1 protein-coding gene is annotated in these 2252 nt (G+C 56.4%); it reads right to left on the bottom strand.

The window, feature by feature from the left end:
- On the bottom strand, window positions 1–2252 hold a 2252-nt coding region (locus HBO05_RS28990; RefSeq protein WP_346343172.1), incomplete at both ends, for an immunoglobulin-like domain-containing protein.

Genomic DNA, 2252 nt, shown 5'->3' with positions numbered 1-2252 from the left:
TACGCGGTGTAGGTGATCTTGCCACCCTCACTCACTTCCGATGGAGCAGTCAGCGTCACAGTCGTGGTGTTATCAGTGCCCGGTGTGTCGGTCACGACGGTGGTGACTTTATCGGTACCTGGAACCAGATTTTCAAAGTGCTCGCCACCGGCGACTTCTTTAATGCCGGTAGTAACGGTTTGGTCGCCTTTGTAGACGTCGTCCGGAGCCACAACCGAGACAGTCCCGCTCGACTGGTTCACGCCAATGGTGATGACCTGGTTGTTATCCAGAGTCACAGTCACAGGGCTGGTGATGTTAGTCACCGGCGCGCCGTTCTTATCCACCAAGGTGGCGGTGTAGACGATCTGGCCGCCTTCACCGACGGTTTTGGTTGCGGTCAGAACCACATCGACCTTGTCGATGGTGTCGTTGATGGTGGTAGTCGCGCCATCGCCTGCAACCACGAGTTTCTCGAAGTTGCCACCGTTAGTGCCGGTGATCTGGACGGTCTGGGTGCTCTTATCGATGAACACGTCATCGCCTGGAGCGTCCACTGTCACGGTGCCGACGGTTTCGCCAGCCTTGATGGTGATGGTTTGCTTGTTATCGAGCGTCAGGGTGACGTCGGTATCCGCTTTATTAGAAAGCGTGGCGGTGTAGGTGATCTTGCCACCCTCACTCACTTCCGATGGAGCAGTCAGCGTCACAGTCGTGGTGTTATCAGTGCCCGGTGTGTCGGTCACGACGGTGGTGACTTTATCGGTACCTGGAACCAGATTTTCAAAGTGCTCGCCACCGGCGACTTCTTTAATGCCGGTAGTAACGGTTTGGTCGCCTTTGTAGACGTCGTCCGGAGCCACAACCGAGACAGTCCCGCTCGACTGGTTCACGCCAATGGTGATGACCTGGTTGTTATCCAGAGTCACAGTCACAGGGCTGGTGATGTTAGTCACCGGCGCGCCGTTCTTATCCACCAAGGTCGCGGTGTAGACGATCTCGCCGCCTTCACCCACGGTTTTGGTCGCAGTCAGCACCACATCGACCTTGTCGATGGTGTCGTTGATGGTGGTAGTCGCGCCATCGCCTGCAACCACGAGCTTCTCGAAGTTGCCACCGTCAGTCCCGGTGATCTGGACGGTTTGGGTGCTCTTATCGATGAACACGTCATCGCCAGGGGCATCCACCGTCACGGTGCCGACGGTTTCACCGGCCTTGATGGTGATGGTTTGTTTGTTGTCGAGGGTCAAGGTGACGTCAGTGTCAGCCTTGTTGCTCAAGGTAGCGGTGTAGGTGATCTTGCCACCCTCACTCACTTCCGACGGAGCCGTCAGCGTCACAGTTGTAGTGTTATCGGTGCCCGGTGTGTCAGTCACGACGGTGGTGACTTTATCGGTACCTGGAACCAGATTTTCAAAGTGCTCGCCACCGGCGACTTCTTTAATGCCGGTAGTAACGGTTTGGTCGCCTTTGTACACGTCATCTGGAGCTACAACCGAAACAGTACCGCTCGACTGGTTCACGCCAATGGTGATGACCTGGTTGTTATCCAGAGTCACAGTCACAGGGCTGGTGATGTTAGTCACCGGCGCGCCGTTCTTATCCACCAAGGTCGCGGTGTAGACGATCTCGCCGCCTTCACCCACGGTTTTGGTCGCAGTCAGCACCACATCGACCTTGTCGATGGTGTCGTTGATGGTGGTAGTCGCGCCATCGCCTGCAACCACGAGTTTCTCGAAGTTGCCACCGTTAGTGCCGGTGATCTGGACGGTCTGGGTGCTCTTATCGATGAACACGTCATCGCCTGGAGCGTCCACTGTCACGGTGCCGACGGTTTCACCGGCCTTGATGGTGATGGTTTGTTTGTTATCGAGGGTCAAGGTGACGTCGGTGTCAGCCTTGTTGCTCAAGGTGGCGGTGTAGGTGATTTTTCCACCTTCACTCACTTCCGACGGAGCCGTCAGGGTCACTGTCGTGGTGTTATCGGTGCCCGGTGTGTCAGTCACGACGGTGGTGACTTTATCGGTACCTGGAACCAGATTTTCAAAGTGCGCGCCACCGGCGACTTCTTTAATGCCGGTAGTAACGGTCTGGTCGCCTTTGTAGACGTCGTCCGGCGCTACAACCGATACGGTACCGCTCGACTTGTCCACACCGATGGTGATGACCTGGTTGTTATCCAGGGTGATGGTCAGCGGACCAGTGGTGTTAGTGACGGGGGCGCCGTTTTTATCCACAAGGGTGGCGGTGTAGACGATCTGGCCGCCTTCACC

The sequence above is a fragment of the Pseudomonas sp. WS 5079 genome, from assembly GCF_012985465.1.
Lineage (GTDB): Bacteria > Pseudomonadota > Gammaproteobacteria > Pseudomonadales > Pseudomonadaceae > Aquipseudomonas.
Note: the sequence above shows the minus strand (reverse complement) of the source record. Positions and strands in the feature narration are given on the sequence as shown.